At 69.3% G+C, this 23,057-nt stretch carries 24 protein-coding genes; 2 read left to right on the top strand and 22 right to left on the bottom strand.

Annotated features, from left to right (window positions below; genetic code table 11):
• Positions 1 to 2 precede the first annotated feature (2 nt).
• Entirely contained in the window at positions 3 to 863 is an 861-nt protein-coding gene (locus MWN33_RS07845) for a glucose 1-dehydrogenase (RefSeq protein WP_247199939.1), read from the bottom strand.
• A 140-nt stretch (positions 864 to 1,003) separates the two neighbouring features.
• Here MWN33_RS07845 and MWN33_RS07840 point away from each other — a divergent pair, with 140 nt between their 5' ends.
• Positions 1,004 to 1,906: a DUF72 domain-containing protein gene (locus tag MWN33_RS07840; RefSeq protein ID WP_247199938.1), complete on the top strand. Its 903-nt coding sequence runs from the start codon at positions 1,004 to 1,006 to the stop codon at positions 1,904 to 1,906.
• A gap of 40 nt (positions 1,907 to 1,946) precedes the next feature.
• Here the strand turns inward: MWN33_RS07840 and MWN33_RS07835 are convergent, their stop codons facing one another.
• Both MWN33_RS07835 and MWN33_RS07830 read right to left on the bottom strand, forming a co-directional pair.
• Positions 1,947 to 2,675: an alpha/beta hydrolase family protein gene (locus MWN33_RS07835; RefSeq protein ID WP_247199937.1), complete on the bottom strand. Its 729-nt coding sequence runs from the start codon at positions 2,673 to 2,675 to the stop codon at positions 1,947 to 1,949.
• Entirely contained in the window at positions 2,665 to 3,867 is a 1,203-nt protein-coding gene (locus MWN33_RS07830; protein ID WP_247199936.1) for a DUF3182 family protein, read from the bottom strand. Before MWN33_RS07830 ends, MWN33_RS07835 begins: the two co-directional genes overlap by 11 nt.
• A 231-nt stretch (positions 3,868 to 4,098) precedes the next feature.
• On the opposite strand from MWN33_RS07830, the gene MWN33_RS07825 reads away from it, so the two are divergent.
• A complete protein-coding gene (locus MWN33_RS07825) occupies positions 4,099 to 5,481 on the top strand; it encodes a PQQ-dependent sugar dehydrogenase (protein ID WP_247199935.1) in 1,383 nt (460 codons plus the stop codon).
• A 283-nt stretch (positions 5,482 to 5,764) separates the two neighbouring features.
• Here MWN33_RS07825 and MWN33_RS07820 read toward each other — a convergent pair whose 3' ends face one another.
• Genes MWN33_RS07820 through MWN33_RS07730 form a run of 19 tightly spaced genes read right to left on the bottom strand, consistent with a single transcriptional unit; the run spans position 5,765 to position 23,055 of the window.
• Entirely contained in the window at positions 5,765 to 6,607 is an 843-nt protein-coding gene (locus MWN33_RS07820; protein ID WP_247199934.1) for a CheR family methyltransferase, read from the bottom strand.
• Entirely contained in the window at positions 6,604 to 7,758 is a 1,155-nt protein-coding gene (locus tag MWN33_RS07815) for a protein-glutamate methylesterase/protein-glutamine glutaminase (RefSeq protein WP_247199933.1), read from the bottom strand. The genes MWN33_RS07820 and MWN33_RS07815 overlap by 4 nt, the downstream gene beginning before the upstream one ends.
• Positions 7,755 to 8,135: a response regulator gene (locus tag MWN33_RS07810; protein WP_247200330.1), complete on the bottom strand. Its 381-nt coding sequence runs from the start codon at positions 8,133 to 8,135 to the stop codon at positions 7,755 to 7,757. The genes MWN33_RS07815 and MWN33_RS07810 overlap by 4 nt, the downstream gene beginning before the upstream one ends.
• 23 nt (positions 8,136 to 8,158) lie before the next feature.
• The gene (locus MWN33_RS07805) at positions 8,159 to 8,632 is read right to left on the bottom strand and encodes a chemotaxis protein CheW (protein ID WP_247199932.1); all 474 of its coding nucleotides are present in this window, start codon (positions 8,630 to 8,632) and stop codon (positions 8,159 to 8,161) included.
• Positions 8,629 to 11,403: a hybrid sensor histidine kinase/response regulator gene (locus MWN33_RS07800; RefSeq protein ID WP_247199931.1), complete on the bottom strand. Its 2,775-nt coding sequence runs from the start codon at positions 11,401 to 11,403 to the stop codon at positions 8,629 to 8,631. Before MWN33_RS07800 ends, MWN33_RS07805 begins: the two co-directional genes overlap by 4 nt.
• Positions 11,404 to 11,460: 57 nt before the next feature.
• Positions 11,461 to 13,134: a methyl-accepting chemotaxis protein gene (locus MWN33_RS07795; RefSeq protein WP_247199930.1), complete on the bottom strand. Its 1,674-nt coding sequence runs from the start codon at positions 13,132 to 13,134 to the stop codon at positions 11,461 to 11,463.
• 22 nt (positions 13,135 to 13,156) lie between these two features.
• Positions 13,157 to 13,672 (bottom strand): hypothetical protein, encoded by a 516-nt coding sequence (locus MWN33_RS07790; RefSeq protein WP_247199929.1) that lies wholly within the window; start codon positions 13,670 to 13,672, stop codon positions 13,157 to 13,159.
• Positions 13,669 to 14,034: a hypothetical protein gene (locus MWN33_RS07785; protein WP_247199928.1), complete on the bottom strand. Its 366-nt coding sequence runs from the start codon at positions 14,032 to 14,034 to the stop codon at positions 13,669 to 13,671. Before MWN33_RS07785 ends, MWN33_RS07790 begins: the two co-directional genes overlap by 4 nt.
• Entirely contained in the window at positions 14,031 to 14,528 is a 498-nt protein-coding gene (locus tag MWN33_RS07780; RefSeq protein ID WP_247199927.1) for a rod-binding protein, read from the bottom strand. Before MWN33_RS07780 ends, MWN33_RS07785 begins: the two co-directional genes overlap by 4 nt.
• 39 nt (positions 14,529 to 14,567) lie before the next feature.
• Positions 14,568 to 14,969 (bottom strand): hypothetical protein, encoded by a 402-nt coding sequence (locus tag MWN33_RS07775; RefSeq protein WP_247199926.1) that lies wholly within the window; start codon positions 14,967 to 14,969, stop codon positions 14,568 to 14,570.
• Positions 14,970 to 14,972: 3 nt separating this feature from the next.
• A complete protein-coding gene (locus MWN33_RS07770; protein WP_247199925.1) occupies positions 14,973 to 15,731 on the bottom strand; it encodes a flagellar biosynthetic protein FliR in 759 nt (252 codons plus the stop codon).
• Positions 15,731 to 17,818, bottom strand: a complete 2,088-nt coding sequence (gene flhA, locus MWN33_RS07765; RefSeq protein ID WP_247199924.1) for a flagellar biosynthesis protein FlhA — start codon at positions 17,816 to 17,818, stop codon at positions 15,731 to 15,733. Before flhA ends, MWN33_RS07770 begins: the two co-directional genes overlap by 1 nt.
• Before the next feature lie 6 nt (positions 17,819 to 17,824).
• The gene (fliQ, locus tag MWN33_RS07760) at positions 17,825 to 18,091 is read right to left on the bottom strand and encodes a flagellar biosynthesis protein FliQ (protein ID WP_247199923.1); all 267 of its coding nucleotides are present in this window, start codon (positions 18,089 to 18,091) and stop codon (positions 17,825 to 17,827) included.
• Between the two features lie 3 nt (positions 18,092 to 18,094).
• Positions 18,095 to 18,496: a flagellar hook assembly protein FlgD gene (gene flgD, locus MWN33_RS07755; protein WP_247199922.1), complete on the bottom strand. Its 402-nt coding sequence runs from the start codon at positions 18,494 to 18,496 to the stop codon at positions 18,095 to 18,097.
• A 10-nt stretch (positions 18,497 to 18,506) separates the two neighbouring features.
• Complete coding sequence (gene flbT, locus MWN33_RS07750; protein ID WP_247199921.1) at positions 18,507 to 18,911, bottom strand: flagellar biosynthesis repressor FlbT; 405 nt, start codon at positions 18,909 to 18,911, stop codon at positions 18,507 to 18,509.
• A 7-nt stretch (positions 18,912 to 18,918) separates the two neighbouring features.
• Positions 18,919 to 19,266 carry a flagellar biosynthesis regulator FlaF gene (gene flaF, locus MWN33_RS07745; protein WP_247199920.1) on the bottom strand — a complete coding sequence of 116 codons (348 nt, stop codon included), beginning with the start codon at positions 19,264 to 19,266 and terminating at the stop codon, positions 18,919 to 18,921.
• 16 nt (positions 19,267 to 19,282) lie between these two features.
• Positions 19,283 to 20,332, bottom strand: a complete 1,050-nt coding sequence (locus tag MWN33_RS07740) for a flagellar hook-associated family protein (RefSeq protein WP_247199919.1) — start codon at positions 20,330 to 20,332, stop codon at positions 19,283 to 19,285.
• A gap of 4 nt (positions 20,333 to 20,336) precedes the next feature.
• Positions 20,337 to 21,791 (bottom strand): flagellar hook-associated protein FlgK, encoded by a 1,455-nt coding sequence (gene flgK, locus MWN33_RS07735; RefSeq protein WP_247199918.1) that lies wholly within the window; start codon positions 21,789 to 21,791, stop codon positions 20,337 to 20,339.
• 7 nt (positions 21,792 to 21,798) lie between these two features.
• Positions 21,799 to 23,055 (bottom strand): flagellar hook protein FlgE, encoded by a 1,257-nt coding sequence (locus MWN33_RS07730; RefSeq protein WP_247199917.1) that lies wholly within the window; start codon positions 23,053 to 23,055, stop codon positions 21,799 to 21,801.
• Positions 23,056 to 23,057 lie beyond the last annotated feature (2 nt).

Below are 23,057 nucleotides of genomic sequence, written 5' to 3'. Positions count from 1 at the left end.
GACTAGAGCATCGGCCCGCCGCCGGTGACCGCGATGGTGGCGCCGGAGACGTAGCTGGACAGCGGATCGGCCAGCATCACATAGGCGGTCGCCAGCTCCGCCGGCTGGCCCGGCCGCTTCATCGGCACCTGCTCGCCGAAATGGGCGACCTTCTCCGCCGGCATGGTGGAGGGGATCAGCGGCGTCCAGATCGGCCCCGGCGCCACCGCATTGGCGCGGATGCCCTTCTCCGCGAGGAGTTGCGCGAGGCCGGCGGTGAAGTTCTGGATCGCGCCCTTGGTGGTGGCGTAGGCGAGCAGGGCCGGGTTGGGTTTGTCCGAATTGATCGAGGCGGTGTTGATGATGGCGCCGCCCGGCTTCATGTGCGGCACAGCCGCCTTGGTGAGGTAGAACATCGCATGGATGTTCACCCTGAAGGTGAGCTCCCACTCCTCGTCGCTGATGTCGGAAATCTCGTCGAAGGTCGCCTGATGGGCGGCATTGTTGACGAGGATGTCGACGCGCCCGAAGGCCTTCACCGCCTTGTCCACCAGCGCGCGGCAATGCTCGGGATGCTGGATGTCGCCGGCCACCAGCACGGCCTGCCGGCCGGCCTCGCGCACCAGCGCGGCGGTCGCTTCGGCATCCTCGTGCTCGTCGAGATAGGCGATAAGCACGTCCGCGCCCTCGCGGGCATAGGCCAGCGCGACGGCGCGGCCGATGCCGCTGTCGGCGCCGGTGATGACGGCCTTGAGCCCTTCCAGCCGGCCGGAGCCGCGATAGCTGTCTTCGCCATGGTCCGGGCGCGGCGACATGGCCGCCGTCCGCCCCGGCATGGGCTGCTGCTGCGGTTCGAAGGGCGGGCGAGGGTGATGCTCAAGCATCGGCGGGCTCCTGTCGCTGGGGATCATGGGTCCCAACGACCGGCCGCGCGCTTCGGTTCCTCATGGAAAGGTGGAACCGGCCGGACCTTCGCCGGATTGGCGCAGAGAAGGTCGAACGGCCGCAGCCGCGGGAGGCCCGAATGCAGGCGCGAAAAGGCGAGATCCGGATCGGCGTATCGGGCTGGACCTATGCGCCCTGGCGCGGCAATTTCTATCCCAAGGGGCTCGTCCAGAAACGCGAACTGACCTTCGCCGCCGGTCGTTTTCCCGCGCTAGAGATCAACGGCACCTTCTACGGCCTTCAGCGCCCGGAAGTGTTCCGCCGCTGGGCGGAGGAGACGCCGGACGATTTCGTCTTCGCCGTGAAGGGCTCGCGCTTCATCACCCACACGAAGCGCCTCAAGGACATCGAGACTCCACTGGCCAATTTCCTCGCCTCGGGCGTGCTCTGCCTCGGCGCCAAGCTCGGCCCGCTGCTGTGGCAGCTGCCACCGAGCTTTCGCTTCGACCCCGAGGTGATCGGCGCGTTTCTCGCGCTCTTGCCCAAGGACACCGAGGCCGCCGCGCGCCTCGCCGCCCGCCACGACGCGCGGGTCGACGGGCGGGCAGTGACGCAGACCGACGCGAACCGGTCGCTGCGCCATGCGCTTGAGATCCGGCATGAAAGCTTCCGCACGCCGGCCTTCGTCGAGCTGCTGCGCACGCATGGCTTGGCGCTGGTCTGCGCCGACACGGTGAAATGGCCCCGCCTCATGGATCTGACCGCCGACTTCGCCTATTGCCGCCTGCACGGCTCCGGCGAGCTGTACCGCTCGCGCTACGGCGACGACGACCTCGACCGATGGGCGGCACGGGTGGCGGCGTGGGCACACGGTCGCGTCCTGAAGGAGGGCGACTTCGCCTCCCCCGAACCGGCGCGCCGGACGCCGCGCGACGTCTTCGTGTTCTTCGACAATACCGACAAGCTGCACGCCCCGCAGGATGCCCGCCGGCTGATCGAACGGCTGGGCCTCGACGCGGGCGCGAAGAATAAGGCGGCCTGAGCGCGACCCCGTGGTCGGCGAGTCGGCGCGCGGCGGCCGCCTAGCGTGCGCCGAGCACCATCTCGCGGACCCAGCCGACCAGCAGGGAGGCGTAGGCGGCGCGGGACTCCTTTTCGGATAGCGCATGGTCGGCGCCGGCGATGACCCGGTAGGTCAAGGAGCGCGCATGGCGAAAGGCGGCGACATAGTTCGCCACCGTCATGTGGGGCACTAGGTGGTCGTTCTCGGATTCGACGGCCAGCACGTCGCCGTCAAAGCGGGCGCAGGCGGCGAGCGCGCGGTTGTCGTCCGGCCCGACCGGCGAGTTGCGGTAGTGGGTAAGGTCCAGCCGGTCGAGCTGGCCCTTGGCGAGCGACCAGTGCTCGTCGCGGTAGAGCGCCGGCACGCGCAGCGAGAGCCAGCGCACCGGCCGGAAGCTGGTGAGGATGGTGGCGAGATAGGCGCCGTAGCTCGATCCGATCACCGCGATCGACGAGCGGTCGACCATCGGGTGGGAGACCAGCGCGTCATAGGCGGCCACGACGTCATGCAGGTTCTGGCGCGGCGTCACGCTCATGCGCAGCGCCTCCGTCGCCGCATGGCCGCGCAGGTCGAAGGTGAGGCAGACGCAGCCGAGGGCGGCGATCTCGCGCGCGCTCTTCAGGTCGCTCTGCTGGCTGCCGGTCCAGCCATGGACGAAGAGGATGCCCGGCACCCCGGTGCGCGGCACCGCGAAGGTGCCCTCGATATGCTCGCCATCGACGGTGATGCAGATGCTTTCAGAATGCACGGCTCGATTTCCTGCTGTCCGTTCCTCTCAGGCTCCTGGCCTCGATGCGGGCGTATTTCAGCAGCGGGCCGACCTCCGCGTCGTCCGCGTCGAAATAGACCAGCGCGTCGCGCGGCGGCTCGTGTTCGGCCCCGTAGCGCTCCACGCAGCTCGCCCGCACGACCGCCAGTTCGGGATTGGCGGCGAACGCCTCGAAGGCAGCGATCTCCGCGCCCGAGGCGCCGCCGATGCGCCAGGACTGCTCCAGCACGCCGATGCGGAATTCGTCGCGCGCGTCCCGGCCGCCGATGACGTCGTAATTGCGCCGGGAGGCGACGAGGCCGGGGACATGCGCCAGCGCGGCGCGGTCGTAGAGGCTCGCCGCCTCCACCGCCGCCCGGCGCGGCGCATCGAGATCGAGCGCGGCAAGCGCGTCGAGCTCGCCGCGGACGACCGTGAGGGTCGAGCCGCCATAGGCGCTCGCGCCGTCATTGTCCGTGGTGGTGAACTGCTCGCCGACATAGGACAGCACCTGTCGGCCGATGCGCACCCGGCCGATGCTGTAGGTGGTGGCTTCGCTCAAATTCTCTTCCACCACGAGCCCGCAGCAGGCGAGATCGGGCGCGTCGAAAAGGCCTAGCGCGGCCTCCAGCGCCGCCGCGTTGTCGACGATGCTCTGCCCGTGCCCGCCATCGGCCCAGGCGGCCTTGAGGCGCACCGGCCCGTCGGCCAGCAGGAGTTCCGCCGCGCGGCGGGCGCTCGCAAGATCGAAGCAGGACCATCCCCTCGGCACCGCCGAGCGCACCGCCGCGCCGAAATCCTCCACCCAGCCTTCCGGACGGGGCGCCTGTGGATCGACGAGGGCATGGGTGATCGCCTTGCCGGCCAGCACGGCATGGGGAACGACGCCGCCGAACAGGTCGTCCTCGTCCCGGATGCCGTAGCGCTGCGCCTCGTCAGGCCCGACAAGGGTCTCGCCGGGCACCACGTAGCAGCGCGTCCGCAGGGCGTTGGGCGGCGGATCGATCAGCGCGCTGCCGCGCAACGCCGCGATGCGCCGGGCGAGCGCCCGCACCGAAGCGATGCGATGGGCGCTCAGGCCGCCCGTCACCGGAGCGAGGACGGGGGCGGGAGAACCCTCTGCAACATCGAGAGCCGGCACCGGCCCCCTCACCTGCGCGGGTCCTCGCCCGAGCGTCGCCTCATAGCCCATGCGCAAACCTCTCCGCCTTGCGGGTTGCCGGCCGTCGAGGGCTAACGGAGGCAGGACGCGAGGGTTCCGCCATTTCCGGCAACGCGGGACGAACGCCACGTCAAGACGAACACGGCAAGACGAACCAAGCCCATCCCGGCGCGTTCACCCCTCACCTATGCGCAGCCGCGCCACACGGCATTGCTCGGCCCGACAGGCTCCGGCGCGCGCCCACAAACCATGAGGCACGCCATGTCGACGCTCTCACGGGGTTCCGGACGGCTGATCGCCCTCCCCTGCGCCCTCCTTCTCGCCTTCTCGGTCGCCGGCTGCGACAGCGGCTCGCAATTGCCCGAAAGCGCCGGCTACGGTCCCGATCCGCAGCTTCCCGCGCCCGCCTCGTCGTGGATTCCCACGCTCAAGGTCGCCAAGGCAGTCGGCTGGCCGGAAGGCGCCAAGCCGACGCCGGCCGACGGCATGGAGACGGTTGCCTTCGCCACCGGCCTTGCCCATCCGCGCTGGCTCTACGAACTGCCGAACGGCGACATACTCGTCGCCGAATCCGACGCGCCGCCCAAGCCGGAAGGCGCGTCCGGCGGGCTGCGCGGCTGGGTGCAGGGGCTGTTCATGGAACGGGCCGGCTCGCGCACGCCGAGCGCCAACCGCATCACCCTGCTGCGCGACGCCGATGGCGACGGCGTGGCGGAAACGAAGAGCCCGTTCCTGGAGAACCTCAATTCGCCCTTCGGCATGGCGCTGGTGGGCGACCAGTTCTACGTCGCCAACGCCGACGCCATCGTTCGCTTTCCCTATGAGGAGGGCGCGACCCGCATCACCGCCGCCGGCGTGAAGCTCACCGACCTGCCGGCGGGGCGCAACCATCACTGGACCAAGAGCCTGCTGGCCAGCCCCGACAGATCGAAGCTCTATGTCGGCGTCGGCTCGAACTCGAATGCCGGCGAGAACGGCATGGAGGAGGAAGCCAATCGCGCCGCCGTGCTGGAGGTCGACGTGGCGAGCGGCGCCTCTCGGGTCTTCGCGAGCGGCCTGCGCAACCCCGTCGGCATCGACTGGAATCCCGCCAATGGCGAGCTCTGGGTCTCCGTCAACGAGCGCGACGAAATCGGCGACGACCTCGTGCCGGACTACATGACCTCGGTGAAGGAAGGCGGCTTCTACGGCTGGCCCTATTCCTATTATGGCGCACATGTCGACAACCGCATCGAGCCGCAGCGTCCGGAACTCGTGGCGAAGGCGATCAAGCCGGACTATGCGCTGGGCGCGCACACCGCCTCGCTGGGACTGACCTTCGTCGACGACGCCACGCTGGGCGAGCGCTTCCGCAACGGCGCGATCATCGGCCAGCACGGCTCGTGGAACCGCAGCCGCCCGGCCGGCTACCGCGTCATCTTCGTGCCGTTTGCCGAGGGGAGGCCGTCCGGCCCGCCGCAGGAGCTGCTTGGCGGCTTCCTGAACGCGAACGGCGAGGCGCAGGGCCGCCCGGTCGGCGTGCTGGTCGACCGCCGTGGCGGGCTGCTGGTGGCCGACGATGTCGGCAACGCCGTCTGGCGGGTGACGAACCGCCGCTCGACAGCGGCGAACGAGGCGCCCGCCACCGGGGACGCGGCGAACTGAGCCACGCTCCGGACGGGCCAGCAGGGACCGGACGAACAAAACCCCGGGCCGCTCGACGCGTGTGCTGGCCGCCTTTCAGCTATCGGGCCGAACACGTGGTGGCGACCGAGGAGAGGGTCTGCGCCAAGGTGGGCTATCCACGAACGATCCGGGTCGATCGGTCACAAGCCCCCGATCTCGCTGCAGAACCTCGGCGGCGTAGCCAGCCCACCGCCGTGAAGCCGGAAACTCCAGCTTCCGGCGGTCCAGGAAATGGTCTCGGATCACGCCATGGCCGACCATTTCAGATGCGCATCGGGCGGCCGGCCGTGGCATCCCGGCCGATTGCGTACAACCCTTGCCGCGGCCCCGCCGTGAAGTCGGCGGAAAGGCCCAGCACCGTCTCGGCACCGCCGAGCACGAGATAGCCGTCGGTGGACATGACCGCGGCGACGCGGGCGAGCACATCGGCCTTGGTGGGTGCGTCGAAATAGATCAGCACGTTGCGGCAGAACACGATGTCGAATGTGCCGAGGTGGCCGAACGGGTGCAGCAGGTTCAGTGTCGAGAAGCGCACCATGGCGCGCAGGGCCGGCGCGATGCGCCACATCTGCCCTTCCTGGCTGAAATGGCGCAGAAGGTAATGGACCGGTAGCCCGCGCTGCACCTCGAACTGGCTGTAGAGCCCTTCGCGCGCCCGGGCGACGACCTCGGACGACAGGTCGGTGGCGACGATCTCCACCCGCCGGCCGGCAAGCAGCGGCTCGTTCTCCTTCAGCAGCATGGCCAGCGAATAGGGCTCCTGCCCGGTCGAGGAGGCGGCGCACCAGATGCGCAGCGGCTGTCCGGCCGGGCGCCGCGCGACCAGTTCGGGCAGCATGAAGGACGTGAACTGGTCGAAGGGGCGCTTGTCGCGAAAGAACAACGATTCGTTGGTGGTCATGGCCTCGACCACCTGGTCGGCAAGGCCCGCCCGGCGGCCCTCGCGCAGCGCGCCGACGAGCGGGGCGATGCCGCCCAACCCCGCCTCACGGATGATCGGCTCCAGCCGCGTCTCCAGAAGATACTGCTTGTCGTCGGTCAGGACGAGGCCCGAGCGATCCTTCAGCAGGCGGCGGAGATAGTCGTAATCGGCTGCCGCAATCATTCCCGTGCCCCGAGCATACGATTGATCTTCGCGCCGATCTCGCCGATCGGCAGGATCGCGGCGCACGCGCCGGCCGCCACGGTGGCGCCCGGCATGCCCCACACGACGCTGCTCTCCTCGTCTTGGGCGATCACGCTGCCGCCCTGCTCGGCGATGCGCAGCGCGCCCGCCGCACCGTCGCTGCCCATCCCGGTAAGCACGACCGCCAGCGCCGAGACGCCGCACAGCGCGGCCACCGCCTGGAACAGCGGATCGACGGCCGGCCGGCAGAAATTCACCGGGGGGCCGTCGTGCAGGCGGATCTGCAGGCCGGAGGCACCGCGCGTCACATCCATGTGCAGACCGCCGGGGGCCACATAGATGCGGCCCGGCACCACCGGCTCGCCGTCGCGGCCTTCGGCGCAGGGCCGTCCGGCCGCGCGCGCTATATGCTCGGCGAGGATCGCCGTGAACGTGGCCGGCATGTGCTGGACGACCAGCACAGGCAGGTGGCCAATATGCGGACCGATGTCGGTGAAGAGGCGGGTCAATGCCTGAGGACCACCGGTCGAGCTGCCGACCGCCAGCACACCCACCGGCATCATCGAGAAGGGACGCAGCTTCGACGGGCGTGCTCCGGCGGCCAATGCCGATGCACTCCCCGCCGTGCCGCCGGAAGGCGCGGCACTCGCCGACAGACGCGGAGCATGCCGGCCGCGCGACCGCTGGCCGAGGCTGCGGGCCTTGGCCGTGAGCTCGGCGCGAAAATCCTCGATCCCTGCCACGCCGCGTGAGGCCTCGGGCTTAGGGATGTAGTCCGCTGCGCCCAGCGCCAGAGCGCGCAGGCTCACCTCCGCGCCACGCCGCGACAGTCCGGAGGCGACAAGCACGGCGGTGCCGGGCTTGCGCTCAAGAATCAGCGGCAGGGCCGTCAGCCCGTCCATGTCGGGCATTTCGAGATCGAGGATGACGAGGTCTGGCTGCGAATGCACCACATCGTCGGCCGCGCGCCGTCCGTTGGCGTGGACGGCGACGACCTGGAAGTCGCCGCTCTCCGTCAGCCAGTTGGTCAATATCCCGCGGATGAAGACGGAATCATCCACGATCATCACGCGAATGGGCGAACCGGACGGCCGCGGAGCAGGCGCCGGGGCGGCAGGCATCGTCGTCATATCGGCTCTCCGTCCAGCAGGCCGACCTGGACGAGCTTCTCCCGCAGGATGTCCTCGTCGAACGGCTTCATGATGTATTCGTCGGCCCCGGCCGAGAGCGCGTGCGCGATGTTGGCCGCGTCGTTCAGCGTGGTGCAGAAAATGACGCGCGTCGCGCGACCGTGGTCCTGCCTGCGAAGCTGCTCGAGGAATTCGAGCCCGCTCATCAGCGGCATGTTCCAGTCGAGAAGGATGCCGTCCGGCATCAGCCCGTCGCAGGCACCGAGCGCCTCGGCGCCGTTCCCGGCCTCCTCGACCGAGAAGGACCAGCCTTCCAGCATGCGGCGCGCGATCTTGCGCACCACGGCGGAATCGTCGACCACCAGAAATGTCTTCATCATGCTTTCCCGTTGGCCGTCCGTCAGGCGCCGTGACCGACGCCGGCGAGGACCCGCTCGACGTCGAGCAGCAGCAGCAGCTCGGAGGGCAGGCGGTAGACGCCGTCGACGAAGCGGGCCCAGTGCGGATCGAGGTTGCTGGGGTTGGGATCGCGCTCGGCGTCGTCGAGGATCAGGACGTCGCCGACATCGTCGATCATCAGGCCGAAGGCATCGCCCACGCTCTCGATGCCCACCGCCATCACGGCGGGCTGCTCGCTGCGCAGCTTCAGCATCTCGCGCATGTCGATCATGGTGACGATGCGCCCGCGCAGGTTCAGCACGCCGTCGATCTCCGGCGCGGCGAGCGGCACGCGGGTGACGCCCTCGGGGGAGAAGACCTCGTTCACCGCGTCGATCGACAGCCCGAACAGCTGTCCGCCGATGCGGACCGTGACGAGCTGGCGGACATGGCCGCCCGCCTCGCCGTGGGCGGCGTGTGTGGCGTGTGTGGTCATGCGGCCTCCTGCCGGTCGTGACGGGTGAACTCGTTGAGGGCGGCGATCAGCCCTGTGCGGTCGAATTTGGAGACGTAGTCGGTGAAGCCGGCGGTGCGGCCGCGCGCGATCAGCTCGGGTTCGCTGACACTCGCCAGGGCGATGATCGGCAGGTCGCGCCGCCCGAGTTCGCCCCGGATCGCCTCGGCGAGGCCGAAGCCGTCGATCTCGCCGGGCGGCGTCTCGCCGGACCCGACGCTGCTGACCACAGCGGCGAATGCCTCGTCGCGGCCGAGCAGCTCCAGCGCCTCGCCCCCGCTCCGGCAGCTGGTCACGGCATAGCCGTTGCCCTTCAGCAGCGGCTCGATCATCGAGCGGTAGAAGGCGTTGTCGTCGACCAGGAGCAGGCGGCGGCGCTCGGCTTCGTTGGGGTTGCTCACCTCGAACCAGTTGCCGAAGGCGTCGGACATGAAGTGCCCGACATCGAGGATCTCGGTCGCCACGCCGTTGATGATGGCCCCGCCCACGATCTCGGAGGCGCCCGAGGCAAGCTGGAGCTGCAGCTCGGTCTCGACGATGTCGACGATCTCGTCCACCACGAGCCCCATGGTCCGGGGACCGTCGCTGAAGATCAGCAGCGGCTGGCGGCCGCTGTCGCGCCGGGTGACGCGCTCATTGGCGTAGACGATGGGGATCAGCGCGCCGCGATACTGGACCACCGGACGGCCGTCGAGCTCCTCGACGTCCTCGGCCGGCAGTTCCTCGAGGCGCGTGACCAGCGCCAGCGGCACCGCCTTCAGGCCCTGCGGGCCGGCGCGCAGCAGGAGCAGCGACGTCTTCTCTTCGCCGCGCGAGGCCTGCGAGGCCTGACCGCCATCTCCCGCCCCGGCCTTCTCGGCATCGGCGGCAGCAAGCTGCGCGAGGCTGTTGGGATCGACGATCATGATCACCCGCCCGTCGCCCAGAATGGTGCTGCCGGAGACCATCGCGACATGGCGCAGCATGGCCGCCAGCGGCTTCACGACGATTTCCTCGGTGTGCGAGACGCTGTCGACCACCACGCCGAACTGCAGGGAACCGACCTGCATCACCGCGATCAGGGCGTTCTCGCCTGCCTCCGCCGGTGCCGCGACGTCGGCCGGGCGCAGGCTGAGCGCGGCGCCGAGCTCGACGATCGGCAGGAGCTGCTTGCGCAGGCACAGCACCGGCCGGCCGTTGACCCGGCGGACCGAATGCTCCGAGCCCGGCCGCACATGCACCAGCTCTAGCACCACCGACTGGGGCAGCGCGAAGCGCTCGCCGGCTGCCTGGACGATCAGCGCCGGGACGATGGCGAGGGTTAGAGGTATCTTGATGACGAAGGTGGTGCCCTGCCCCGCCTTCGAGCGCACGTCGACGGTCCCGCCGATCGCCTCGATGTTGCAACGCACGACATCCATGCCGACGCCGCGGCCCGATACGCTGGTGACGGCGGCGGCGGTCGAGAAGCCGGCGTGGAAGATGAAGCGGTAGAGCTGGCCCTCGCTCATCCGGGCGGCGTCGGCCTCGGTGCACAGGCCGTTCTCGATGGCCTTCGCCCGGATGCGGGCGAGGTCGAGCCCGCGTCCGTCATCGGCGACCTCGATGATGACATGGCCGCCCTCGTGATAGGCGGACAGGCGGATCACGCCGCGCTCGGACTTGCCCGCCAGCCGGCGCGCGCCCGGCGTCTCCAGCCCGTGATCGGCGGAGTTGCGCACCATATGGGTGAGCGGGTCCTTGATCTGGTCGAGGAGCTGCCGGTCGAGCTCGGTCTCCGCGCCGTGCTGCTCCAGCTCGATATGCTTGCCGAGCTCCTGCGCGAGGTCGCGCACGATGCGCGGCAGCTTCTGCCAGGCATTGCCGATCGGCTGCATGCGGGTGCGCATGACGATGTCCTGCAGCTCGCCCGTCACATTGGACAGACGCTGCAGCGAGACCTTGTACTCGCTGTCCTCGGTGCGCCGGGAGATCTCCATGAGCTGGTTCCGCGTGAGAACCAGCTCGGACACCATGTTCATCAGCTTTTCGAGCGTGGTGACGTTGACGCGGATGGTCTGGGCCGCCACCCCGCCGGCTTCGGTAGCGGGCGCCGCCTCGCCACGCCGCGCCGCAGAGGCAGCGGCAGGGGCCGGAGGCGCCGCCGGAGCCTTCGCGGCAGCGGGCGGCGGCGTCTCGACCGGTGTCTCGCGGAAAAGGCGCTCCAGCTCGTCGAGCGAAACCTCGGCGTCCGCCTCGGGTGCCACTCCCGGCACGGCTTCCACCACGGCAGCGGGCATAGCCGGCTCAGGCTTGGCGGCCACCGCCTTCGGGCCGGCGGGCTTGCCGCGCCCGGACTTCCCGGCGCTTTCCGCCGGCGCGGCGGCCGGCGACGGCACGGGTGCCGCCGGTGCCTCGCCACGCGCGGCCTCGGCCTCCAGGAGCGCCACCAGATCGGCGTCCGAGCCTTCCGGCTCGGCACCGTCATTGCGTTCGATCGCCGACAGGATTTCCTTGATGCGGTCGATGGTGCGCAGGATCAGCCCCACCGCGTGCGGCTGCACCGGACGGCCGTTGCGGAACTCGTCCATCAGCGTCTCGGCGGCATGGGCGAGACCCGCCAGCCGGACGAGGCCGATGAAGCCGCACGTTCCCTTGATGGTGTGAACGAGGCGGAAGACGCTGTTGAGAATGTCCCGGTTATTGGGATCGGTCTCCAGCTTCACCAGCTCGACGTCGACGACATCGAGGCTTTCGGAGGTTTCCGTGAGGAACTCGCGGAGCAGGTCGTCCATGATTGTCACTCGGGCTCGGGCTGACACTCGTGAATGGCGGCGTCGGTTCCGCGCGGCTCAGGCCGCGCGGATCTGCTCGATGAAGGTGTCGAACTGCGAGCGCAGGCGGGTCGCCTGGGCCGACAGATCGGTGGCCGACCGCACGATCTCGCTCGACACGCGGCCGGTATCGGCCGCCGCGACGCTGACCGAGGAGATGCTGGAGGAGACCTCCTGCGTGCCCTGCGCCGCCTGGTGGACGTTCTGGGCGATCTCGCCGGTGGCGGCGCCCTGCTCGTCGATGGAGGCCGCGATGGCGGACGAAATCTCGTCGATGCGGCGGATGGTGCCCGAGATGTTCTCGATGGCCCGCACGACATCGTTGGTCGCGCCCTGCACGGCGGCGATCTGCGAGGAAATCTCGTCGGTCGCCTTCGAGGTCTGCTCCGCCAGGGTCTTCACCTCCATCGCCACAACCGCGAAGCCCCGGCCGGCATCGCCGGCGCGCGCCGCCTCGATGGTCGCGTTGAGCGCCAGCAGGTTGGTCTGCGAGGCGATATCGGTGATCAGGTTCACCACCTGGCCGATGCGCTGGGCGCTGGTGGCAAGGCCGCGCACCACTTCGGCGGTGCCGGTCGCCTGCTCGGTGGCGTCGCCGGCGATGCGGGCCGCGACGGAGACCTGCTGGCCGATCTCGCGCACCGAGGCGGCAAGCTCCTCCGCCGCCGAGGCGGCGATCTGCACATTGCCGGTCGCCTGTTCGGCGGCGGCGGCGACGACCGTCGACTGCCGGCTCGTCTCGTCGGCCGACGAACTCATGCTGGACGCGGAATGTTCGAGCTGGGTGACGGCGGCGGCCACCGAGCGCACCACGCCCGACACTTCGCTGTCGAAGCGGTCGGCGAGCTGGCGCATGGCCTCGCGCTTTTCCGCCTCCAGCCGGCCGGCCGCCGAACGCTGCTCCTCGCGCAGCCGCTCGGCCTCCTTCAGCGTTTCCAGCAGCTCGCCGGTCGAACGCCAGAGGTCGCCGATCTCGTCCTTGCCGGCCGTGGTTTCGATTTCCACGTCGAGATTGCCGCCTGCGACGGTCTGAACCGTCTCGATTACGCGGCGGATGGGCCGGCTCAGCGTCACCGTCCCGATGAACAGAGCGGCGCCGACGCCGAGCAGCAGTCCGATCAGCGTCGTGCCGATGATGATGAATTCGGCCCAGACATTGAGGCTGTTGAACTTTTCGCGCAGCGGCTCCGTCAGGGAGCGCAGCCGTTCGACGTGCTCAGCGAGCGAGGCCTGGAGCGCCTTGCGGTTGGCGCGATTGGCGTCGTTGTTGCCCTGCACATTCGCCGCCTGGGGGCCCTGCTCGGTGGCGAGACGGACGGTCTCGGTGCGGAACTCGATGAACTTGGCGATGTCGCTGGCAACGGCCGAGAAGCCCAGCCGCTCGTCGCCTTCGTCGAGAACGGCCGCTTCCTTGGCGACGTCGCGAAGCTGCTCGATATTGCGCTTCATGCCGTCCGCGAAGGGCTTGGCGGCCCCCAGATCGGGAGACATGTAGACGCCGCGCGCATCCATCACGACGGAGCTGACGATGCCGTTGATCCGCTCGGCGAGAAACGCCTGACGCTGCAGCATGTCGAGGGTGGCCGAGGTATCGGCCTGGTGGCTGAGGGCATAGACGGAGATGCCGCCGACGAGCACCGTCGAAAGCCCCACCGTGGCGACGATGGCGTAGATTTTACCGATGATCTTCATGTGAATGTCCGATAATCTCTGGTCAATGGGTTGCCGGCTCGGCCTTCACGGCCGACGGTTTGCTGCGGTCGACGATCCGATCGGCAACCGAGCGAATCTCTGTTCTGTCGATGTAGTTGATGCCGTCGACGAGGACCTCCTGGACGAGGGGACCCTTGACGGTCTCGTTCACCTTCACCTTGATGTTGTTCATCATTTCAGCGAGGTTATATTTCGAGAGCTTGCCGAATTCGACGCGCCCGTTGGTGTAGATCTCGTCGAAGGCGGCATGGGTCACGAAGACCTGCGGCTCGACCGCCAGCTTGTGCAGCGCCGCCGCATCGGCGGTGAAGACGAGCTTGGCGACCACATAGCCGCGCACCGCGCCATCGATGATCATCGGCACGTTGATCGGGTCGAGCCGGCGATATTCGAGCCCGGCGAGATAGGGTTCCTCGGCCGGACCGGAGGGCGTGCCCGCGCTCCAATAGGCCCCGCCATAGCTTGCCAGCAGCGTGATCAGGCAGACCCACACGCCGATCATCAGCATCCGCATCATGGCGCGGCCCGCCTTGTGCCGAGCGCCGCCGAATAGGTGCCGTCCGATTCGGCCGCGCGCAGCGCCTCGCCGAGAATGGCGGCGACCTCCTGCGCAGCGGCCAGATGCAGTTCGAGCAGGTCGCGATTGGCCGTGAGTGTGGCGCGCAGGCGCGCCAGACGGGCCAGCAGCGCGCCTTCCAGCGTGCCGGGAAGCGTGCGCACCGCGCGGCTGAGTTCCAGCAGGCTGCGGCTCTTGCGGCGGCTGATCTCCTCGAAGTCGAGGAGGTGACGGTTGCGCAGGGCATCGGTCTCCAGCGTGAGGGTCTCCTCCAGCCGGTCGAGCACGCCTTCCAGCATCACGGTGGACGGGTTCACGCTCATGCGACCTCCCGTGTCGAACGCGCGGTGGCGATGCGCTCGGCGATACCGATGCCGCCGGCCTGCGCGATCCGGTCGGCGATCCGCTCGGCGAGCATGGAGCGCCAGACCTGCCCTGCCGTGCCCGCGCCGTAGAGCGTGGCGGAGGTCTTGGGCAGCATCTGTTCGATGAAGCCGCCGAGCGCCATCGCCTCGAAGCGGCGATAGGAAGGCGAGACGGTGGAATTCCGGTTCGCCGACAGGGCGGTGGCGTTGGCAAGCGTGGTGGCGGAAGCCGATCCCAGCGGCGAAGCGGGCTCGAAGGAAGCGGGCCGGATCGGCGCCGCACCGGCGAGCATCTCGCCAAAGGCCATGGCGTTCGCCGGCGCATCGGCCGGCGCGCCGTTCGACGCGAGCGTGGAGGCCTGCCGCAGACGCGCGGCAATCGCCTGCGCCTTCTGCGGGTCGGCCGCATGCATGACGTCGAGAAGAATGTCGGACGGGGGCTTGATGCTCATCGGGTGCACCGTTTCATTCGTTCGGTGCACACTCGCAGGTCAGGCTGGCGGGAAGCTTGCGTGGCTGCGGGCGACCGCCGCCTCCAGCGCCTCGTCGAGCGCGCGACGCTCGTCATGCGCGCGCGCCTGCACGCCGGCTTTCTCGGAGAGGCCCTCGGCGAGCTTGAGGCGGATGGCGGCCTCGCGCACACGCGCCCTCTGCGCCTCCAGCTCGGCGCGCAGGCGCGCCATCTCGGCGTCGAGCCCGCGCAGCCGGCGGGCGGCGGCGGCGATCATCAGCGGCGCGAAATCCTCATGGCTCATCGCCGCCAGCACGGCGCGCCGCTCGGCGTCGACGTCGGCGAGCGCGCGCTCCAGCCGCGCCGCCTCGGCCTCGGCGCGGCGGTGGAGCTGGTCCTGCACCGCCTCGATGCGCCGGCATTTGCGCAGGGCCTCGCGCATGGCTCAGCCCACCGCCAGCCACTGGGCGAAGGCGGTCGTGAACATGGTGAGAAGCTCGTCGCCGACGAGATAGAGGAGGAACAACCCTCCCGCCGTGACGATCGGCGTGGCGATGAAATAGACCGGGATCTGCGGCACCAGCTTGTTGGTCAGGCCGACGGCAAAGTTCACCACCATCGAATAGATGAGAAACGGGCTGGCCAGCCGCAGCGCCAGCAGGAAAGTGTCGGCCAGGCGATCGACATAGAGGCCGAGCGCCCCGCCGGCCTGGAAGGTGCCGCCCGGCGGCAGGCGCGTGTAGGAATCCACCAGCGCCCGCAGCAGCTCCCAGTGCTGGCCGGTGATCAGCAGCAGCGTCGAGGCACACAGCGTCAGCAGCGTCGCGATCTCCGGAAGCTGCCCCTCCTCCTCCGCTACCATACCGGCCGGCGTGGCAAGGCCGACGGCCTGCGCAGCGGCGCTCATCAGCGCCTGGAGCGCGAGGAAGAAGCAGCGCGCCAGCAGCCCGATCATGCCGCCAATGGCGAGTTCGCCTGCGCCGGCAAGGAGGATGCCCGCCTGCGTGCGGGAGGCCAGCATCAGGCGGATCGGCTCGCCGAGCAGCGGCGTCAGCGCGAGCGACAGGCCGACCGCCAGGAACAGCCGCACCCGCACCGGCAGGCGCGAGCTGGAGAATACCGGCATCACCATGAGGCAGGCGCCGAGCCGGCAGAAGATGAGGAAAGCCGGCAGCACGAATGCCTGCGCCTGCGCGCCCGGCATCACGAGATCGCCCCGAGCGAGGAAATCTCGACGCCGCGCGCGATCTCGACATGCGAGAGCACCGGCAGGGAGGGAAACATGCGCTCGACGATCATCCGCAAATAGGGGCGGGCGTCCGGCGCGGTGACGAGCGCGAAGCCGCCGGAGCTGCGCATCTTCTCGCGGATCGCCGCCGCCGCCTCGGTGCCGAACTGCTCGACAAGGCGCGGGTCGATGTCGAACTCGATCACCTCGCCCTTCGCATCGCGCTTCAGGCTTTCATGGAAGGTCAGGTCCCAGCGCGCGCCGAGCCGCAGCACCTTCAGCACGCCGCCCTCCGAGAGGTCGCCGCAGATCTGCTGAGCCATGCGCATGCGCACATGCTCGACCACCTGCTCGGTGCGCCGCGCGTGCGGCACGATCTCGGCCACCGCCTCGAGGATGAGGTGCAGGTTGCGGATCGAGACGCGCTCGGCGAGCAACAGCTTCAGCACCGCCTGCAGGCCGGAATAGGAGATCTGCGAGGGGCAGATGTCCTCGATCAGGCGCTTGTATTCGGGGTCGAGCCGGTCGAGCAGCGCGCGCATGTCCTTGTAGGACAGGAGCTGTGCCAGATTGTTCGACACCACCTCGCTGACATGGGTCAGCACCACGGAGAGCGCGTCGATGGGCGAGAAGCCCTCGCGCTTCACCTCGGCGGCATAGGCCTCCGACACCCACAGTGCCTTCATGCCGAAGGCCGGCTCGCGGGTCTCGTCGCCGGGCACGTCGGGTGAGGGCCCGTCGCCGACCACCACCAGCATCTCGCCGAGCCGCATCTCCAGCCCGGCGACGGCGGTGCCGTGCATGCGGATCTGGTAGTTCTTTGCCGGCAGCGACAGCGCCTCGCCGACCCGGATGTCCGGCACCACGAAGCCGTAGCGCTCGGCGAATTTGCGCCGCATCTTGCCGATGCGATGGGCGATCTCGCCGGGATTGCGCAGCAGCACCGTGGCGAGCTGCTTGCCGACGGCGATCTCGATCTCCGCCGAGCGCAGCGATTCTCTGACCGAGTCCTTGGCCTGCGCCGCCTCCTGCTGCTGCTGCTTCTCGGCCTCGCGCGCCGCCTCGGCCGCCTTCTGGCGGGCGACATGCTCGGGTACCTTGTAGGCGACGAAACCCATCACCCCGCCGAGCGCCGCGAAAGGCAGCAGCGGCAGGCCGGGCACCAGCGACAGGCAGAACAGCAGGCCCGAGGCGACATAGAGCGCGCGCGGATAGGCGCCGAGCTGGCCCAGCACCGCCTTGTCGGTCGAGCCGCGCGTACCGCCCTTGGAGACCAGCAGGCCGGCAGCGAGCGAGATGATCAGCGCGGGAATCTGCGACACCAGCCCGTCACCGACGGAGAGGCGGGTGAACACGTCGGCGGCGTCGCCGAGCGCCAGCCCGTGACGGGTGACGCCGATGATGATGCCGCCGAAGATGTTGACGGCGATGATGATGAGGCTCGCCACCGCCTCGCCGCGCACGAATTTTGAGGCGCCGTCCATCGAGCCGAAGAAGGCGCTTTCCTCCTCAAGCTCGTGCCGGCGCCGCTGCGCCTCCTTGTCGTCGATCAGCCCGGCATTGAGATCGGCGTCGATCGCCATCTGCTTGCCGGGGATGGCGTCGAGGGTGAAGCGCGCGCCGACCTCGGCGATGCGGGTGGCGCCCTTGGTGATGACGAGGAAGTTGACCGTGATCAGGATCACGAAGACCACGATGCCGATCACGAAATCGCCGCTCATCACGAGCTGGGCGAAGCCGCTGATGATGTGGCCGGCCGCATGCACGCCGTCGCCGCCATGCGAGAGGATGAGGCGCGTCGTGCCGATGCCGAGCGCCAGGCGCAGCAGCGTCGCGATCAGCAGGACGGTCGGGAAGGCCGAGAATTCGAGCGGCTTCTGGATCCACAGCGAGACCATCAGGATCAGCACGGACAGCGCGATGGAGAGCGCCAGCCCCAGGTCGATCAGAGGGGCGGGAATCGGCAGGAACAGGATCGTCAGGATCGCGACGACGCCGATGGCGAAGCCGACATCGCGGCGGGAGGCCCGCTCGGGCGGGGAGGCGACGCTGATCTCGCTCATGATGGCTCAGAAGCCCGTGCCGATCCGGCCGTAGATCTCCTGCGTGAAGGCGAGGATCTGCTGGCCGATGAAGGTGGCGGTCAGCGCGGTGACGACGAGCACCGCGATGATCTTCGGGATGAAGGTGAGGGTGACTTCCTGGACCTGCGTCAGCGCCTGGAACAGCGCCACCGCGACGCCGACCAGCATGGCGGCGGCCACCGCCGGCCCGGCGGCGACGATGATCGTCCAGATGGCGGACTGGACGATGTCGAGCGCGTCGACCTCGTTCATGCGTCACGCGATCCGGATGCCGGCGCCGAGCGCGATCTCGCGGCCGTCGGTGAGGGTGGCGACCGGCGCGTCCGAATTGATGCGCACCGAGGCCACGCGTCCGCTCACGCTGCCGTCGGCGCTCGTCACCGTCCGCCCGACCGCCGCGTCGGCGATCTGGAGCGAGGAGGCGGTGAGCAGCGAATCGAGCTTCGAATTCGCCGCCACGCTCTGCTCGACCTGCGAGAAGGCGGCGAGCTGGCCCATATACTGGGCCGAATCCATCGGCTGCGTCGGGTCCTGGTTCTTCATCTGGGCGATGAGGAGCTGGAGGAAGGCCGTGTAGTCGAGCGCGCCCGAGGACGACTTGGCGCTGGAAGTGGCGGCGCTCGAGGCCGGGCCGCCGACGGCACTGACATCGGTCATTGTCGCCTCCTCAGGCCGCCCGCGGCCGCGGCGTGCCGGCGCCGAGAATGGCGCCTTCCACGATGAACAGCCGGCGGATGACGCGCAGCGCCTCGAAATAGCGCGCACCGTCGACGAGGTTGCCGACGTCGCCGAGCATCGCCACCACCGCCTCGTCGCGGAACGAGGTCATCAGCCCGGCGAGCTGCTCGCGGAACAGCTTCTGCGCCTGCGCCATCTTGCGCGGCTCGATCAGCATGGTCTGCACCACGAAATAGAGCTGGCGCAGCGGCGTCGTGGTGTCCTCCACCTGCAGGACGTGGTTCTCCAGCAGGAAGTCGACATCGTTGAGAAGCTCGATCGCCACCTTACGGTCGACGCGGATCACCGCGCCGTTCAGGTAGATGCGCTCGCCGGGTTTGAGGGTGATCAGCATGGCGTCCTCACATCAGCCCGTCGCGGATGGTGCGGTTCACCTCGATGAGTCCGGCGAAATTGGCCGAGCGTTCCTGCACGATCTGGTCGGCTTCCTTGATGATCCACAGGCCGATCGAGATCAGGTTGGCGCGCAGCGCGTCGGCCAGTTCGTTATGCGGATCGGCGAGGTCGCGGATGAGGAAGCCCCAGAGCTTCTGGAGCTGCAGCACGGCCTGCGCGGCCTCCGGCGACTGCGGGCCGTTGGCCTGCGCCGCGTTCAGGAGCTCGATGACGTGATCGAGCGCCAGGCGCTCGTCGCCGCGCCCCTCCACCCCGGAATCCCCGAGTATTTCTGCATAGGAGTAGCGGTACATCTGTCGACTCCTTCGATTAGACGTAGTCCATGATGGAAAGCTTCAGAATTCGCGTGGTCAGCGAGTAGGACATCTCGATCTGCGTCGTCAGCATGTCGAGCCTCGTCTTCGCCTCCGCGGGGTCGACGGCTTCCAGCGCGTTGAGGCGCCGGCTGCCGCCGTCGAGCGCGGCCCGCATCAGCGTGTCGGCGGCCTCGATCCGGTTCTGCGCGGTGCCGATCCGCGTCGCCATGTCGGTGACGCCGCCGACCCCGGCGCCGATGAGCGCGCGTGCCTTCGACAGCACCGTGTCCTGCGCGTCGCCCGTCAGCCCGGCGGTGCCCAGCGTCGCCACCATCGCGTATGCCATGGCGAGCTTGCGCATGGCTGGCGCGTTGGCGTTGGCGCCGGTCTCGATGCGCTCGTTCGAGGAGATGGCGGCGGAGCGGTTCTGCGAGGAGGCGTCCGACCAGGTGGCACCCCAGCCCGTCTCGTCGAAGAAGCCGGCGAAGCTGGTGTCGATGAAGTCGGCCATGTCGGCCGCGCCGATGTCGGCCACCTTCGGGTCGGCCTGCGGATTGGCCGGATCGAGACCGAAGCGGGCGGCGAAGGCGGAGGCGATCGCCGCTCCCGGCCCGTCGGCCAGCGCCGTCATCGGCTTGGCGCCGCTGTTGACGCCGCCGAACAGATAGCGCCGGCCATCCGACAGGTTCAGCGTGGAGGTCAGCGCGTCGAGCGCGTCGCGGCTCTTCTGCACCAGCGTCGTGGCCGCGCCGCCGGACTGCGACAGGCCGAGCATCGCCTGCTGCAGGCCGTCGGCTTGCGAGCGTATGTCGTCGAGCGCGGCCTGCGTGCGGTCGAGCGTCGCCGCCGTCGAGGCGTTGCCGTCGATCAGGCTCTGCAGGCTCGCCTGCTCGGCCCGCAGCGTCACGCTCTCGCCGATGCCGACGCCAAGGTCGAGCCCGGCATCGGCACGCTGGCCGGTGGTGAGTTCCTTGCTCGCCTTGGCAAGCTCGGTCTGCAGCCGGGGCAGTGCCGCGCGGGGCGAATTGTTCAGCGACAGCGAGGAGATGAAGGCCGAATGCATGGGACTACCTCACGGCCTGCAGCAGCGCGTCATACAGGCTGTTGATCACGCCGATCAGCTTCGAGGACGCCTGATAGCTGCGCTCCAGGTCGAGCTGGCGCGCATATTCGTCGTCCATATTGATGCCGGTCGCGTTGGAGAGGGCGTCGGAGGCGTGCGAGAGCAGCGCCTTCTCGCTGTCCGCCGTGGCGGCGACGGCCTGGCGCTGGCCCTCCAGCCAGCCGGTCGAGGCGGTGGCGAAATCTGCCACGCTGGAGCGGCTGGGAATGCGCGACGACGCATCGAAGTCGCGCACCGCCGCCAGTGCGTCGCTCTGCTGCTGGAGCCGGTCGCCGAAACTTGCCGCCCCACCTGTGTTGACCTGATAGGCAGCGCCGTTGATGCCCCCGTCGCGCAGCAGCGTTGGCGTGCCGCCCTGCGCTGGATCGACCGCCGGGTTGACGGCGAGACGCGCGGCAAGTCCGGTGGCGCCGGCCGGCAGGTCCGCCGAGCCGGCGGTGAACATCCCCGCCATGGGCGACAGTCCGGCCCCGGAGGCGTCGCTTTCGGCAAAGGCGTCGACGAGCCCCCGGGCGATGCCGTCGAGCTGGGTCTCGAAGGTAGGCGCGGTAGTGTCGCGCAGCTCGGCAAGGCCAGCGATGCGGCCGGTGCGTAGCGGCATTGCCGCATCCGTGCCGGTGACGCTGACCCCGTCGACCATCACCGCTTTTCCCGCCATGCCGGCGGTCAGCACCGGCGTGGTCTGGAAGGAGACGGCGCGCGGACGGGTCTCGAACAGCGTCGCCCCGCCATCGGTGTAGAGCACCATGTCGCCATTACCGCGACCGACGGCGGTGACGCCCATCTCCTCGGCGAGGGAGGCGAGCACGCTGTCGCGCCGGTCCTGCGCATCGGTGACATCGGCGCCGGAGGCGGTGCCCTTGACCACCGCATCGTTCTCGACGCCGAAGCGCTGGAGCAGGTCGTTCACCCGCGCGACCGAGCGCGCCATCGCCGCATCCGCATCGGTGCGCACGGCGTGGACGGCAGCGGCGGCGGTGTTGAGCGCGCGCGCCGTGTCCTGCGCGGCGGTGACGGTGCGGGCGCCGAGCGCCGGATCGTCCGGCGCGTTGGCGAACTGGCCGAGCGCGTCGCCGAGCGCGCCGAGGCGTGCCGTAAGCGAGTTGTCGCCGGTCGGATCGCCGACGCCCTCCTTCAGCCGGTCGAGCCCGTCGAGCAGCGCCTGGCTGCCGGCCGCGTTGGACGTCGCCCCGATCATCCGCGCATAGAGCGCGCTGTCGGTCGCCCGCGACACCGACACGACATAGGCACCGCCCGAGGCGACCGTCGTAGTGACGGCGATCTTGCGCGAGGCGCCCGCCTGCCCGGCATTGGCGATGTTGCGCGCGGTGGCGTCGATCTGCGTCGAGGTCGCCGACAGCGACGAACGCGCGGTGTTGAGGGCGAGCGAGAGGCTCATGAGCGCATCACCGCTTCAGGTTCATCAGCACGTCGAGCAGCTCGGAGCCGGTCTGGAACACCTTGGAATTGGCGGTGTAGTCGCGCTGCGCCGCGATCATCTCGGTGAGCTCGGTCGCCATGTCGACATTGGAGCGCTCGGTGGCGCCCGCGACCATCGTGCCGAGCCCGCCCTGATTGGCGAAGCCGACCTGCAGCCCGCCCGACTGGTTGGTGGTCTCGAACACATTGCCGGCCTTGGGCGACAGGTTGTCCGGGCTGGTGACGAAGGCGAGCGGGATCTTGTAGAGCGGCGATTTGCGCCCGTTCATGTCGATGGCCGAGACCACGCCGTCGCCGTCGATGGTCACGCTCGACACCGAGCTCGGCGCATTGCCGTCCACGGTCGCGGTGAGCGGCGTGTAGTCGTCGGCGAGCTGCGTCATGCCGGTCAGGTCGAGGGTGAGCGCCTGGCCGTTCGGCACGTTGAGCGCGAGCGAAGGCGTCGAGGTCAGCGCGCCGAGATTGTCGAAGCTCAGCGTCTGGCTGGCCAGCGGCGCGCCCGCATAGGGGAAGCCCCCGCCCGCCGCCGCGCCGGCGCGGTCGAACACCGTCATTTCCCAGGAGATCGGCGTGTCGCCGGTCTTGGTGAGATAGACGTCGAGCGTCACCTCGCTGCCGAGATTGTCGAAGGCGACCAGCGAGGATTTCTGCGAGAACTGCGAGCCCGCGACATTCGCCGCCGGCGTCGCGCCGGCGACCGCCGGATCGGCGGCCGGCAGGTTGGCGGCGAAGGCGCCGCCGCGCGAGGGATTGGCGGCGAGCCGGACATCGGCGACGCGCACCGGCTGCAGGCCGCCCGAGCCGTTCAGCACCACATTCGGGTCGCCATTGGTGATGTCGTAGCCCATCAGCGTGAAGCCGGCGGCGTTCACCAGATTGCCGCTCGACGCGTCGACCGTGAACGAGCCGGCGCGGGTGAGGTAGGAGGTGCCGTTGGGGTCCGAGACGAGAAAGAAGCCGTTGCCCTGCACGGCGAGGTCGGTGTCGGAGGTCGAGTAGTTCAGCGCCCCCTGCTGGCTCACCGCGTAGCGGATATTGCTGTTCAGCGCGCCGGAATTGTACTCGCCCGTGCTGCTCTGCAGCAGCAGCGTGGAGAATTCCGTCGAGGCGCGCTTGTAGCCGGCAGTTCCGGAATTGGCGATGTTGTCGCCGATCGTGCCCAGCTTGTTGGACTGCGCGTTCATGCCGGACACGCCGGTGCGCATCATCCCGTAAAGGCTCATCT

The organism is Ancylobacter koreensis (assembly GCF_023016525.1).
Lineage (GTDB): Bacteria > Pseudomonadota > Alphaproteobacteria > Rhizobiales > Xanthobacteraceae > Ancylobacter > Ancylobacter koreensis.
This window is presented reverse-complemented; position numbering and strand designations above follow the sequence as displayed.